Here is a 12,736-nt window from a genome sequence, read left to right as displayed (position 1 = left end):
ATCTTGAGGCCGAGTAGTATAGCCTCGCCGGGGGTGATGGGGACAACCCCCCACCCCCCCCCCCTCCCCCCCCCCCCCCCCCCCCCCCCCCCTCCCCCCCCCCCCCCCCGCTGTCATGCCGCCGTCCGCTCGGGAAGCACCGGCCGGGCGGCGGGCCCGGGCGGCGGATCAGGGGCGGAGCCGGCGGCTCACTGATCGGAGTAGCTGATGTCGCCGACGGTCCATGCGCTGACGTCCTTGATCGCGACTCGGTACATTCCTCCCGTCTCCGGGATGCCGAGGCTGCCTTGCAGGATGCGGGCGAGATGGAAGTGCAGATGCGTGGGGGCCTCGCCGCGATCGGCCCGGGGCCCGCGCGGGCCCCGGGTGAAGACGTTCGAGAACGGGCCCAGGCGGTCCGAGTCCTTCAGGACCTCCGCCACCCGCTCCCGCCACACCGCCTCGGGAGCCAGCCGGCCGGTGATGACGGCTCCGCCGACGACCACGGTCAGCGACATCTGATTGCTCCGCTCGGACTCCACCGCGGCGGAGATGGCGACGAGCAGCTCATCAGGGTTCGACATGACACCAGAGCTTATTCGGCCCGCCCGCCTCCACACCCCCCGCGGGGCCCGAAGTGACCGCGGGGCCGGCGGGACGCGGCTCCCGCACGCACCGGCAGGACAGGCCGGGCCACGCTTCCTCCTCCGCCGGAAGAGTGAAATCTCTTCTTGTCGCAGTAGATTTCTGTCGCCGGTGTGGGTACGCTTTTTCTCGTAGACGAGGTCGAGGAGACCCGCCAGACACGAACTGGCGGGTGGCGGCCGCGGCGTCCCCGGACGCGCGCGGAAGGGCCGCCGTCGGCAGTACCGGTTCATCCAGAGGTTGATCCAGAGAGGAATGGAGGAGCAGACGCCATCAGGATCGCCCGGCCCGAGAGGCACTCGGACCGGGTACCGCAAGACCCCGGAATGGATGGTGGTCCCCGGTCAAGCAGCTGCGATCCCCCGCTCCGCCCTGCCGGGCCGATAGCGGAAACAGAAGGTCGGCACAGCAGTAGGGCCGACAGATGGTGTTGAATTTCCTTCGGGGCCCTGGTGCCGTACGGCACCAGGGCCCCTCGACGCGTTGCACAGCGAGGTGACATGACATCGGACAACCCTCTGAATGATCGTCTGGACGACGACGACTACCCCGCGTACACCATGGGCAGGGCAGCCGAGATGCTCGGCACCACCCCGGCCTTCCTCCGGGCCATCGGTGAGGCCCGGCTGATCACTCCACTCCGCTCGGAGGGAGGACATCGCCGGTACTCCCGCTACCAACTGCGGATCGCCGCTCGCGCTCGCGAGCTCGTCGACAGAGGGACCCCGATCGAGGCCGCGTGCCGCATCGTCATCCTCGAGGACCAGCTGGAGGAGGCACAGCGCATCAACGCCGAGTACCGCCGCGCCGCCAGCGGATCGGCGGGTGGCCCCGGCTCCGGCTGACCGTCACCCGGGGGGAGAGCCGTACGCCGCCGCCAGCAGGGACGGCAGGGCGGCGGGATCGGGTTCGTAGGTCTGGGTGCCCACCGTCGCCAGGGCGAGGGACGCCAGGACCGAGCCCGTGCGGGCGGCATCGGGCGCGGACCGGCCGGCCGCCAGCGCGGCGAGGTAGCCCGCGCGGAACGCGTCGCCGACGCCCGTCGGATCGGCGACCTCGGTCGCCGGGGCGGCGGCCACCTCCACCGGGGGCTCCCCGGCGCGGTCGATGCGGCTGCCCCTCGCGCCGAGCGTGGTCACCCAGGTGCCGACCCGGTCCAGGACCTGATCCCTGGTCCAGCCGGTCTTCCGCAGCAGCAGCCCCTGCTCGTACTCGTTGGTGAACAGGTGGTCGGCGCCGTCCACGAGCGCGCGGACGGCGGGGCCGTCCAGCCGGGCCAGCTGCTGGGACGGGTCGGCCATGAAGCGGATCCCCAGCGCCCGGCAGGCGCGGGTGTGGCGCAGCATGGCCGCCGGGTCGTCCGCGCCGATCAGCACGAGGTCCGCGTCGGCGGCGACCCGGGTGAGGTCGATGCGCGCCGCCTCCGTCATCGCGCCCGGGTAGAAGGACGCGATCTGGTTGCCGTCCGGGTCCGTGGTGCACAGGAAGCGGGCCGTGTGACGGGTGGCGGAGACGAGGACGGCACCGGTGTCCACGCCCAGCGCCGACAGCCGGGCGCCGTACTCCGCGAAGTCGGCGCCGACCGCCCCCACCAGCAGCGGGCGGTACCCCAGCCGGGCCAGCCCGTACCCGACGTTGGCGGCGACCCCGCCCTGGCGGATCTCCAGGGTGTCCACCAGGAAGGACAGCGACACCCGGTCCAGGCGGTCGGCCAGCAGCTGGTCGGTGATGCGGGCCGGGAACGTCATCAGGTGGTCGGTGGCGATGGATCCGGTGACGGCGATGCGCATCTCACACCCCCGTCGCGGCGCGCGGGGCGTCGAGGACGGCGTCGCCGATCCGGCCGGCGCTCTCGTCGGGGCGGCCCTCGGTCACGGACTCCGAGGTGAACAGGCGACGGGACATGGTTCGGGCGTCTCCTTACCCGGGGAGGGGGGCGGGGCACCGGCCCCGCACCGCCGCGGGAGCGGGGCGGTGCGGAGCCGGGCGGGCGGTGCGGAGGTCAGCCCTCCGGGTGGTGGACGGCGAACACCGTGTACGCGTGCGGGTCGGGCTTGGCCAGCGCGGCGGCCCGGTCCCGGTACACCTGCACGTCCGGGTCGCCCATGGTGGCCTTGATGTCGGCCTTGCTGCGCCACTGGGCGTAGTAGACCAGGCGCTTGCCGTCGAGGCTGGTCAGGATGTTCACGGAGATGCAGCCGGGCCGGTGCCGGATGAACTTCTCGGCGCCCTCGCCGAGCACCTCGGCCAGCTCCCGCTGCTTCTCCGGTTCCACGTGGAAGACGTTGATCATGGCGTAGGTGCCGTCGTTCTCACGGATCACGGTCTCGGACACGACAGGGGTTCCTCTCATCGTCGGGATGGCGGTGGCACGGGGGTCAGGCGGGCGGGGCCGCCCAGGCGCGGGCCACCTCCAGCGCCTGCTCGGGATTGAGCCGGGGGTCGCACAGGGTGGCGGGCGCCGGCCCGGCCGGTGGGGCGCCGAGTTCGGCCGGATCTCTCCGGACGCACTCGGCGACGTCGTAGGGGGTGGTCTCCAGGTGCAGGCCCGCGGGCGTGCCGCCGGCCCCGGCGACCGCCTCCAGGAAGGCGCGGACCTCCTCCACCACCGTCCGCACCACCCGGACCTTCGCCCCGGACGGCGCCCTGACGGTGTTGCCGTGCATCGGGTCGCACAGCCACGCCACCCGGTGCCCGGCCTCGCGGACGGCGCCGACCAGCGGCGGCAGCGCGGTGCGCACCGCGGACGCGCCCATCCGGGAGATCAGGGTCAGCCGGCCCGGCTCGCGGTCCGGGTCCAGCCGGGCGCACAGGGCGAGCAGGTCCGCCGGGCGGGTCGCCGGGCCGACCTTGCAGGCGACCGGGTTGGTGACCTGCGCCAGCATCCGGGCGTGCGGGCCGTCCGGGTGGCGGGTGCGTTCGCCGATCCACGGCAGATGGGTGGAGGCCAGCAGGACGTGGCCGGCGGCGGTGCGCCGCAGCAGCGGCAGCTCGTAGTCGAGGACCAGCGACTCGTGGCTGGTCCACACCGGGGCGCCGGTGGGCAGCGCCCAGTCGCTGGTGCGCTGGCGCAGATACGTCACGGCGCGGTGGGCGGCGTAGTAGCAGTCCAGCATGCGGCGCGGGTCCGCGCGGCGGGCCGCCTCGGTCGGCTCCGGCGCGTTGACCAAGTGCCCGCGGTACACCGGTAGTTCGCGTCCGCCGACCCGTTCGGTGGGTGCGCTGCGCGGCTTGGCGAACTGCCCGGCGATCCGGCCGACGCGCACCACCGGCCGGCCGGTGCCCGCCAGCATCACCCCGGCCAGCGCGTCCAGCAGGCCCGCCTTGCGCAGGACCGCCGACGGGGTGCACTCGGCGGGGTCCTCCGCGCAGTCGCCGGCCTGGATCACCAGATAGTGGCCGGCCGCCGCCTCGGCCAGCAGGGTCCGCAGCAGGCGCACCTCCTCCCCGGTCACCAGGCCCGGCAGCTGGGCGAGTTCGGCGCGGGCCGCCGCGGCCTGGACGGGGTCGTGCCAGGCGGGCTGCTGCGGGGCCGCGCCGAGATCGCGGGGGAAGTCCTCGTCGAGGTCGTCCAGGGCCACCTCGACGGCGAGCGGGTGCAGCGGGTACCCGGGGCGCGTGAGCCCGGTCACGGTCGTCCTCCTGGGGTCGGCGCGATCGCGTACGGCGCGGTGGCGGGTGCCATCAGAACGGCGACCCGTCGGCGGGCAGCCGGCGCGCCAGCGTCAGCCCGTCGGCGACCGGCAGCAGGACCAGTTCGACGCGCTCGTCCTTGCGGGCGTGCTCGTTGAAGGCGTGGACGGCGGCGGCCTTGACCCCCGGGAACTCGTCGATCACCTGGCCGCTGAACAGGGTGTTGTCCACGAGGATCAGGCCGCCCGGCCGCATCCGGGGGACCAGCTCCTCCCAGTAGTCGATGTAGCCGGGCTTGTCGGCGTCGATGAAGGCGAGGTCCAGGTGCGGTTCGGCGGGCAGGGCGCGCAGGGTCGACACGGCCGGGCCGAGGCGCAGCTCGACCCGGTCGGCGACACCGGCCCGGGCCCAGAACTCGCGGGCCAGCGCGGTCCATTCGGCGGAGACGTCACACGTGATCAGGGAGCCGCCGGGGGCCAGCCCGCGGGCCAGGCACAGCGAGGACGAGCCGGTGAACGTGCCGACCTCCACGACGGTGCGGGCGCCGAGCAGCCGCACCAGGAAGGTCAGCAGGGCGGCCTCCTCGGGGGCGACCACCATGTGCGCCTGGTCCGGGACCGCCTCCCGGGTCCGCTGCGCCAGCTCCGCCAGCAGCGGGTCGGGGACCATCCTGCCCTGGGTGAGCAGGTAGTCGTGGAGTTCGGGCGTGAGCGCGATGTTCCTGAGCGTTTCGTTCCGCAGCACGGGTGCTCCCGGTGGTCTAGGGGATGGGTGCGCAGGGTGGGGCGACGGGGCGGGGCGCGCGGGGGCCGCGGCCCCCGGGTCCGGCTCAGGCCTCCGGGTGGTCCGGGGCGGCCGGCCACGCCTCGTACGCGCGGCGGACCTCCTCGGCCGGCCGGGGCAGGCCGGCGACGGCGGCGCGCAGGTCGCCGGCGCAGTGCAGTTCGAAGCGGCGCCGGCGGGCGGGACGCCGGTGGTCGCGCACGAAGTACGTCACGGTCGATCCCAGCGGGCCGCCCTCGTGCGGGTTGTGGCCGCCGCCCTCCCACAGCAGCCCCGCCTCGGTGTGCCAGGCGGTGACGAGCCGGCCCAGCAGGGGCGCGGAGGGGCGGTCCACGACGAACGCGGTGTGGTTCTCGAAGCCGTACGCGGACTCCGCCGCCGCGACCCGCTCGTCGAACGCCCCGCTGTCGCGCGGGAAGAGGAAGACCTCGACGGCGGGGTGCCGCCGCCCGTCCGGCAGCCGGAGCCGCAGGCGGGTGATGTGGACCTCGCAGCGCGCCGAATCCAGCCGGTGCCGGGCCGCGAGCCGGGCCCGCACCACGGTGCTGGGCACGGTGGGAAGGGGCGCCAGCCCCCGCTCCTCCAGGTGGCCGAGGCCCGCGTCGAGGGTGACGGGGAACAACAGGACGGCGCAGTGGTCGAACGTGCACTCCCGCTCGGTCAGCGCGGCAGCCGGGCCGTCCGGCCGCAGCGGGGCGAGGAGTTCGGACGCCGGTGCGGTACTGGCGTGCCGGGCGTCGCGGATCACCTCGTCCAGGCGGCGCAGGTCGGCCGCGCGGAACGCGCCGTCGGCGGCCGGACCGGCGGTCCGCCGCAAGGGCGGGTGGGTGGTGCCGGAGGATTGAACGAAGGCCATTGATACCTCCTGCCTCAGGGCCGCCGGAATTCTGTGCAGCTCTTCGGTTTCCGGGCAAGAGCGATCTGCCGGCGCGGAGTGAAAGGAAGGCGGAAAGCAGGGGTTACCGGTCCGTAGCACCGCCACGACCTGCGTAAACGCGATGATTCGGTCTTGCAGATGACCGGCATCGGGGGTGGCGATCGATCCGGGCGGAGCTTTTTCCGGCCCCCCGGGGAAGCGGAAGGACCGGATTCCTTATTGATGTTTCTTACCGTCGGGGAATGCGGGGTTCGTCGCTCCCGATGGAACTCATCGGAGGCACCGAACGACATCTCGGGGGGTGACGACGGAACACCCTGGGCAGCCGTCGATGACCGCACTCTTCATTGAGCTTTCTTATCGAGGCCGACCGCGCGGACGAGATGGGAATTCCTTATCGGGCGGTGCTGGACGAGGCGATCGGGTGCCCCGCAGAATCCCCTCTCGCAAGGCAGCGCCTGATTCGTTCTGCCGCGACGGAGGTTTCCCCGTGAACGCTCCACCCCCCGATCTCCCCGCCTCGCCCGGCACGTTCGCCGACGCCCTGGTCCGCGCGGCCGGCCGCCGCTCCGCCCCGGCCGTGTGGGACGGCGACCGCCGGTGGACCTGGCGGGACCTGCTGCACCGGGCCGAACGCACCGCGGCGGCCCTGCACCGGCACGGGCTCGCGGCCGGTGACGTGCTGGCGGCCCGGCTGCCCAACTCCTGGGAGCTGGTGGTGCTGCACGCGGCCACCGCCCGGCTCGGTGTCCTGCTGCTGCCCCTGCACGCCGCCTACGGCCCCCGCGAGACGCGCGCGCTGATCGAGCAGTCCGGCGCGGTGGCGCTGGTGGCCGCCGCCGGCCGGCGCGGACACGACCGCCTCGGCGAGATCCGCGCCCTGCGCGCGGACTGCCCCGGGCTGCGGCACGTCTGGGTGTCCACCACCACCGGGCCCGCGGGATCCGCCGGCACCGACCCCGCGGGCCCTGCCGCCACCGGTCCCGCCGCCGGCGGGCTGCCGGACCTCGCCGCTCTGTTCGACGCGGCACCGGACCCGGCCGCCGTCCGGCTGCCTCCCCCGCCCGCCGACCCGGCGGCCCCCCTGGTGCTGCTGGCGTCCTCCGGGACGACTTCCCAGCGGCCGAAGCTGTGCGTCCACAGCCACGCCGGGCTCCTCGGCAACGCCGCGGCCGTGGCGGCGGACGGCGGCTTCGACGACCGGGACACCGTCGTCTCCGCGAGCCCGCTCAGCCACGCCTTCGGCCTGCTCTCCGTGCACCTCGCCCTGGTCACCGGCGGGGCGGTGGGCCTGTTCGGCGCCTGGGAGCCCCGCGCCTTCGCCGCCGCCCTGCGGGGCTGCGGCGCCACCGCCGCCTTCGCCGTCCCGGCCCAGCTGCGCGACCTGCTCGCCCTGCCGGCGGACGGCTCGCCGGGCGCCCCGCCCACGCTGCGCGAGGTGCGCACGGGCGGCGCCCCCGTGCCCCGCGAACTGGCCGACGGCGTACGGCGCGCGCTGGGCGCCCGGCTCGTCGTGCAGTGGGGGATGACGGAGATCGGCGCCGGTACGTACACCCGCCCCGGCGACCCGCCCGAGGCGACCGGCACCATCGGCCGGCCCGCCCGCGGCGCGGCCGTGCGCGTCCGCCGCGACGGCCGTCCGGCCGCGCCCGGCGAGACCGGTGAACTGGAGTACCGCAGTCCCTGGATGTTCTCCGGCTACCACCGCGCCCCCGAGGCGACCCGGGCCGCGTTCACCCCGGACGGCTGGCTGCGCACCGGCGACCTGGCCGCGCTGCGGCCGGACGGCTCGGTCCTCTACCGGGGCCGCGCCGACGAGCTGATCAACCGGGGCGGGCTGAAGTTCAGCGCGCTGGAGGTGGAGGCCCTCCTCGACGACCTGCCGCAACTGGCCCAGCACGCCGTCGTCGCCCGCCCCGACCCGCGCCTCGGCCAGCGTTCCTGCCTGCTCGTGGCGCTGCGCGAGGGCACGCGCCTCACCCTGGAGGACGTCACCGGGCACCTGGCCGGCAAGGGCCTGGCCACCTACAAACTCCCCGAACAGCTCGTCGTCGTCGACCGGCTGCCCACCACGGTGACCGGCAAGATCGCCCGCGCCCGGCTGCGGACCATCGCACTGCCCCCGCTGCCCCGGCAACCGCCCCGGCGCACCCCGGTGGCGCCCGCCGGCCGGGCGGAGGCGGGAGCGTGAGCGGCGGCGCGCGGCCGGCGTCAGCCTGCCAGCTGCCCGCGCAGCACCGTCTGGAGTCCGACCAGGTTGGGGTTGGCCGAGTTGCGGTCCAGCCACGTCATCGTGACCGCCGTACGCAACCGGGCGTCCTCCACCTCGATCACCGCGACCTCGCGCCGGTCCGCCTGGGCCCGCACCGCGACGTGCGGCAGCAGCGCGCACCCCATCCCCGCGGCGACGCACGCGCCGAGGGTGCCGATGCTCGACACCTCCGCGACCGGTTCCCTGGCGGTCGCGCCGGAGAACGCGCCGTCGTACATCTCCCGGAAGCCGCAGCCGCGTTCGGTGGCGAGAAACGGTTCCTTGACAAGCTCGGCGAGCGGTGCCCGGCCGCGCTCGGCCAGCGGATGGTCCGGCGGGGCGATCACCACGAGCGGCTCCTCGGCCAGCGTCTCGGCCAGCAGCCCCGCGTCCGGCGGCGGAGCGCCGAAGGTCAGGCACACGTCCACGTCACCGCGGCGCACCGCGTTGTACAGCTCCCCCCGGTTGCCCTGCGTCACCCGGACCCGGGCCTCCGGATACAGCGCGCGGTACCGCGAGAGCACCCCCGGCAGCAGATGCAGGCCCACCGTCTCCAGCGCGCCCACCGCCACCTCCGTGCCGGGCCGGGCGACCGCCCAGCGCGCCTCCTCCAGCAGCTTCAGGATCCGCCCGGTGTACTCCGACAGCGTCACGCCCTGCGGGGTCAGCCGCACCCGCCGCTGGGAACGGTCGAGCAGGTCCACCCCCAGCTCGCGTTCCAGTGCCTGGATCTGATCACTGACGCTGGACTGCGCGTAATGCAGTTCTCTGGCCGCCTGGGTGACGCTGAGCGTCCGGGCGACCGTCTCGAACGTCCGAAGATGCCGTAGCTCCACGTCGTGGTTCCCCCTAGGTCGACCCATCGGCTCAGCCGATGTTACCCATAGGGCATTCCCGTCGTCACCAGCGGCAATTCGCCTTTCCGGTCCGCTTGAATGGTTTGTGCCGCCCCCCGCAACTTCCTCTTCCGTGGCGGTAATTCACGCAATCGAACGAAGGAGAATTACATGTCGACGCAGGCGGAACCGCAGCGGGCTTCCGTCGCACCGGCACGAACCGACAAGCCCTCGCGGACCCTGCTGGTCGGGCTCTCGCTCGGCTACTTCATGGTCCTGCTGGACATGACGATCGTCTCGGTGGCACTGCCCGCCATCTCCACCAGCCTCCACGTCGGGCTGAGCGGTCTGCAGTGGGTCACCAACGGCTACACCATCACTTTCGCCGCCCTGCTGCTGACGGCGGGCTGGCTGTCCGACCGCCTCGGCGGCCGGCGGGTGTTCCTCTGGGGGCTGGCCGCCTTCGGTGTCCTCTCCGGGGTGTCCGCCGCCGCGAACACCCTCGGCACGCTGGTCGCCCTGCGCCTCGCGCTCGGTGTGGCGGGGGCACTGCTGCTGCCCGCCTCCCTGGCGGTGATCACCAACTCCTACCGCGATCCCGCCGACCGCGCCCGTGCCGTCGGCAACTGGGCCGCCATCACGGGACTCGCCCTGGCCGCCGGCCCCCTGGTGGGCGGCGCGCTCACCGACACCGTCGGCTGGCGCGCGATCTTCCTCATCAACGTGCCGCTGGCGCTGGTCAGCTTCGTGATCACGCTGCGGCTGGCCCCGGAGACCGCCCTCAAGCAGCGCAGCGGCCTCGACGTCACCGGCCAGGCCGCCGCGGTCGTCGCCCTCGGCGCCCTGTCGTACGCCCTGATCGAGGGCCCGGCCAAGGGCTGGGGGGCCGGATGGGTCGTCGGCTCCCTGGTGCTGGCCGCCGCGGCCGCGGCGGTGTTCCTCGCCGCCGAGTCGCGGGCCGGGGACGCGGCGATGCTGCCGCTGCGCATGTTCCGCAGCCGTGGCTTCTCCGCCGCGCTCGCCTCCGGCCTGCTCGCCAACTTCGGCCTGTCCGGGCTGCTGTTCGTGCTGTCGCTGTTCTTCCAGGAGAGCCGCGGCTACTCCTCCTTCAGCGCCGGCCTGGCGTTCCTGCCGCTGACCCTGCCCACCGCCTTCAACCCGATCTACACCGGGCGCCTCGTCGGCCGCATCGGCCCGCGCCGCCCCGCCACCCTCGGGTTCGTCCTGATGGGCGTCGGCGCGCTGCTCCAGGCGCCGTTCACCGGGGACTCCGCCCCGGCGCTGGCCGCCACCGTGACCGGTCTGCTCGCCTTCGGCTTCGGTGTCTCCTTCGCCCTGCCCGCGCTGGTCGCCGGCATGGCGAGCTCCGTACCGCCCGAGCTGGCCGGCATCGGGGCCGGCGCGCTCAACTCCGCCCGCCAGGTCGGCGCCTCCCTCGGCGTCGCCGTCCTCGGCGTGGTGCTCAACCTGTCCTCGACCAACGCCGGCGGCACCAAGTGGGCGCTCGTCGTCGGCGGGCTGACCCTGCTGCTCGGGGCGGCCGTCACCGGCACGGGCCTGCGGGGGCGTCCCGCGAGCTGAACCGGCCCCGGCCCACGTGCAGCGCCCCTGCCCCAACCACTGGAGGAGCATTGGCAACCGCGTCACCGCCCGTCCGCCCCCCGGCCGGTCCGCCGGTCCTGCGCGTGGACGGGGTCGACCACCTCGCCTTCGTCACCTGGAAACCCCGCGCCACCGTCGAGTTCTACACCCAGGCCCTCGGCCTGCCGCTGGTGCACGCCATCACCGCCACCGGCTGGGTCACCGAGGACTACCCGGACTTCGTGCACTTCTTCTTCGACATGGGCGCGGGCAACCGCATCGCCTTCTTCTACTACTTCGGACTGCCCGAGGAGGACGCCCCGAGCGACCTGATGCACCGCTCGCGGCACCTGGCCTTCCACGTCGGCACCGAGGCGGAACTCCTCGCCTGGCGCGAGCGCCTGAAGGGCCACGGCGTCCGGGTCACCCGGCCGCTCGCCCACGAACTGATCGAGTCCGTCTACTTCGACGACCCCAACGGCATCCAGCTGGAGATCACCCGGCCGCTGCGGCCGATGACGGGGATCGACGCCCGGGACGCCGAGCTGACGGTCCGGGCGCTCGCCGACGTCGCCGAGTCCCCGCGGCCGTCGGTGGAGGCACTGTGGCGGCGCAAGGCGGAGCTGATCCGCAAGGAGACGGAAGGAGCCCGCCGGTGAGCCTCGCCCTGTACGTGCTCGACGTGCCCGAGTTCCGGCCCGTGGCACGCGCCGCCGAGGCCGCCGGGATGACCGCCCGGCGGACCGGCGACCACCTGGAACTGAGCACCGACGCCGACGAGGCCGTGCTGCGCCGCGACGAGTCCGCGATCCGCACCGCGGTGTGGCACGCGGCCCTGACCGGCGGCCTCGACGGCCGCATCGTCCGCTTCACCTCCACCATCCTCCACCTCGCCAAGGAGACGGCGTGAGCACGAGCACCGGCCCCACCCCCTGCCACCCGGTCCTCGTCGTGGGCGCCGGTCCGGCCGGCCTCGGCGCGGCCCTGGCCCTGCGCGCCGCCGGGCTGCCCGCGGTGGTCCTGGAGCGCCGTACGGAGAGCACCGTACGGCCCGGCAGCCGCGCCGCCTATCTGCACGGCGCCTCGCTGCGCGAACTGGAACGGCTGAGCCCCGGCCTCGGACACGAGATCGCGGGCCGCGGCGTGATGTGGGCGACGAAACGCTCGTTCTGGGCCGGCAAGGAGGTCTACACCCGCACCTACCCGCCGGGCACCCGCGAGGGTCTGCCGCACTTCACCAGCCTGCCGCAGGTGATCACCGAGGACCTGATGGCGGCGGCCTGCCGCAAGCGGGGCGTGGAGTTCCACTGGGGGGTGGAGATCGTCTCGGCGCTGAGCACCCCCGAGGGCGTCCTGCTCCGCGACTCCGCCGGCCGCGAGTGGCAGGCCGGCTACGTGGTCGCGGCCGACGGCTCCCGCTCCGCGCTGCGCTCGGCGATCGGCGCTCCCCTGGAGGGGCCGCGGTCCCGGAACACGTTCGTGGTCGTCGACCTCGACGACGACCCGGAGCACAACCCGCTGCCGATGGAGCGCGTCTTCCACTACCGCCATCCGGGCGTCGGCGGCCGCAACGTGCTGACCGTGCCGTTCGCCGGCGGCTGGCGGGTCGACCTCAACCTGCTGGTGGACGACGACCCGGAGCGGTTCGTCTCCCCCGAGGGCCTGCGCCGCTGGATCCCGCGGGTCCTTCCCGAGGCGTACGGCGACCGGGTCCGCTGGGTGTCGACGTACCGCTTCGCCCAGCAGGTCGCGGAGCGCCTCACGGACACCCACCGCCGGATCCTGCTGACCGGCGAGGCGGCCCATCTGTTCGCGCCGTTCGGCGCGCGGGGCATGAACTCCAGCATCCCGGACGCCGTCCGGGCGGTGGAGGCGATCGCCCGGGCCCTGGACGCCGACGGCGACCGGGCCGCCGCCGGCGCGGCGATCGCGCGGTTCGCCCAGGAACGCAAGGAGGCGGCCGCCTACAACCGCGCCTGCGCCGCCGCCGCGCTGGAACACATGCTGGCCCGGCGCCCCTCCCTCTGGCTGCGCCAGCGCGCCGCCGCCGCGGTGGCCGGGGCCGGCCGCAGGGCGGGCGAGTGGCTGGACTCCGCGCCGTACGGCCCGAAGCTGTCGGCGCGGGGAGCGGGCCGCGGCTCCTACTGAGCG

13 protein-coding genes are annotated in these 12,736 nt (G+C 74.4%); 6 read left to right on the top strand and 7 right to left on the bottom strand.

Annotation, left to right across the window (positions count from 1 at the left end):
- Positions 1-188: 188 nt before the first annotated feature.
- Positions 189-563 (bottom strand): hypothetical protein, encoded by a 375-nt coding sequence (locus tag ACZ63H_RS11690; protein ID WP_358690842.1) that lies wholly within the window; start codon positions 561-563, stop codon positions 189-191.
- Between the two features lie 561 nt (positions 564-1,124).
- Here ACZ63H_RS11690 and ACZ63H_RS11685 point away from each other — a divergent pair.
- On the top strand, positions 1,125-1,469 hold the full coding sequence (locus ACZ63H_RS11685) for a MerR family transcriptional regulator (RefSeq protein ID WP_469863840.1): 345 nt from the start codon (positions 1,125-1,127) through the stop codon (positions 1,467-1,469).
- A gap of 3 nt (positions 1,470-1,472) precedes the next feature.
- Here ACZ63H_RS11685 and ACZ63H_RS11680 read toward each other — a convergent pair whose 3' ends face one another.
- From ACZ63H_RS11680 to ACZ63H_RS11660, 5 genes are all read right to left on the bottom strand, one after another.
- The gene (locus tag ACZ63H_RS11680) at positions 1,473-2,414 is read right to left on the bottom strand and encodes a carbohydrate kinase family protein (protein ID WP_469863838.1); all 942 of its coding nucleotides are present in this window, start codon (positions 2,412-2,414) and stop codon (positions 1,473-1,475) included.
- A gap of 212 nt (positions 2,415-2,626) precedes the next feature.
- Positions 2,627-2,959, bottom strand: coding sequence for a putative quinol monooxygenase (locus tag ACZ63H_RS11675; protein ID WP_469863836.1), 333 nt, complete (start codon positions 2,957-2,959; stop codon positions 2,627-2,629).
- 43 nt (positions 2,960-3,002) lie between these two features.
- Positions 3,003-4,205: a 3-deoxy-7-phosphoheptulonate synthase gene (locus tag ACZ63H_RS11670; protein ID WP_469863858.1), complete on the bottom strand. Its 1,203-nt coding sequence runs from the start codon at positions 4,203-4,205 to the stop codon at positions 3,003-3,005.
- A gap of 103 nt (positions 4,206-4,308) precedes the next feature.
- Positions 4,309-5,001 (bottom strand): O-methyltransferase, encoded by a 693-nt coding sequence (locus ACZ63H_RS11665; RefSeq protein ID WP_469863834.1) that lies wholly within the window; start codon positions 4,999-5,001, stop codon positions 4,309-4,311.
- Between the two features lie 85 nt (positions 5,002-5,086).
- Entirely contained in the window at positions 5,087-5,896 is an 810-nt protein-coding gene (locus ACZ63H_RS11660; protein ID WP_469863832.1) for a hypothetical protein, read from the bottom strand.
- A 511-nt stretch (positions 5,897-6,407) separates the two neighbouring features.
- Here ACZ63H_RS11660 and ACZ63H_RS11655 point away from each other — a divergent pair.
- Positions 6,408-8,108 carry a class I adenylate-forming enzyme family protein gene (locus tag ACZ63H_RS11655; protein ID WP_469863830.1) on the top strand — a complete coding sequence of 567 codons (1,701 nt, stop codon included), beginning with the start codon at positions 6,408-6,410 and terminating at the stop codon, positions 8,106-8,108.
- A 20-nt stretch (positions 8,109-8,128) separates the two neighbouring features.
- Here ACZ63H_RS11655 and ACZ63H_RS11650 read toward each other — a convergent pair whose 3' ends face one another.
- Positions 8,129-9,004 (bottom strand): LysR family transcriptional regulator, encoded by an 876-nt coding sequence (locus tag ACZ63H_RS11650; protein ID WP_469863828.1) that lies wholly within the window; start codon positions 9,002-9,004, stop codon positions 8,129-8,131.
- A 171-nt stretch (positions 9,005-9,175) separates the two neighbouring features.
- Between ACZ63H_RS11650 and ACZ63H_RS11645 the strand changes: the two genes are divergently transcribed.
- The 4 genes from ACZ63H_RS11645 to ACZ63H_RS11630 are packed head-to-tail and all read left to right on the top strand — an operon-like array spanning position 9,176 to position 12,733.
- Positions 9,176-10,585 (top strand): MFS transporter, encoded by a 1,410-nt coding sequence (locus ACZ63H_RS11645; protein ID WP_469863826.1) that lies wholly within the window; start codon positions 9,176-9,178, stop codon positions 10,583-10,585.
- Between the two features lie 50 nt (positions 10,586-10,635).
- Positions 10,636-11,244: a VOC family protein gene (locus ACZ63H_RS11640; protein WP_469863824.1), complete on the top strand. Its 609-nt coding sequence runs from the start codon at positions 10,636-10,638 to the stop codon at positions 11,242-11,244.
- Positions 11,241-11,495, top strand: coding sequence for a hypothetical protein (locus tag ACZ63H_RS11635; RefSeq protein ID WP_469863822.1), 255 nt, complete (start codon positions 11,241-11,243; stop codon positions 11,493-11,495). The genes ACZ63H_RS11640 and ACZ63H_RS11635 overlap by 4 nt, the downstream gene beginning before the upstream one ends.
- A complete protein-coding gene (locus tag ACZ63H_RS11630) occupies positions 11,492-12,733 on the top strand; it encodes an FAD-dependent monooxygenase (protein ID WP_469863820.1) in 1,242 nt (413 codons plus the stop codon). The genes ACZ63H_RS11635 and ACZ63H_RS11630 overlap by 4 nt, the downstream gene beginning before the upstream one ends.
- Positions 12,734-12,736 lie beyond the last annotated feature (3 nt).

The organism is Streptomyces sp. NPDC104831, from assembly GCF_055583025.1.
This window is presented reverse-complemented; position numbering and strand designations above follow the sequence as displayed.

Coding starts and splice junctions, on each gene's coding strand:
- ACZ63H_RS11645 (WP_469863826.1), top strand. CDS start 9,176: ATGTCGACGCAGGCGGAACCGCAGCGGGCTTCCGTCGCACCGGCACGA.
- ACZ63H_RS11680 (WP_469863838.1), bottom strand. CDS start 2,414: ATGCGCATCGCCGTCACCGGATCCATCGCCACCGACCACCTGATGACG.
- ACZ63H_RS11690 (WP_358690842.1), bottom strand. CDS start 563: ATGTCGAACCCTGATGAGCTGCTCGTCGCCATCTCCGCCGCGGTGGAG.
- ACZ63H_RS11660 (WP_469863832.1), bottom strand. CDS start 5,896: ATGGCCTTCGTTCAATCCTCCGGCACCACCCACCCGCCCTTGCGGCGG.
- ACZ63H_RS11685 (WP_469863840.1), top strand. CDS start 1,125: ATGACATCGGACAACCCTCTGAATGATCGTCTGGACGACGACGACTAC.